Annotated in this window: 1 protein-coding gene; it reads right to left on the reverse strand. The window is 36.4% G+C overall.

All coding sequences use genetic code 11. The annotated features are described in order from the left end of the window. Nucleotides 1-228, reverse strand: a 228-nt coding sequence (locus SB679_RS26670) for a hypothetical protein (RefSeq protein ID WP_410705479.1), incomplete at both ends; no start/stop codon positions are given.

Below are 228 nucleotides of genomic sequence, written 5' to 3' on the forward strand. Positions count from 1 at the left end.
TTCCTTCATTATTTAGGGTCATGCCTGTAGGTTGATAAATTTTAGAGGGGTTGTCAAATTTAATTTTTCCTACCTGGTCGTTTTCCTGGATTCTACCTTTTACATCATAGACGTTACGGGTTGCATTCTGTACTTTAACACCTGTTATCGGATTAGTCCAGTTGACAAGTCTATTGTTATCGTCATAATCAAATGATTCTGTAATATTAAAGTCTCCTCCGGTAGTTC

The organism is Chryseobacterium sp. SIMBA_029 (assembly GCF_046535275.1).
In the GTDB taxonomy this organism is placed as follows: Bacteria; Bacteroidota; Bacteroidia; order Flavobacteriales; family Weeksellaceae; genus Chryseobacterium.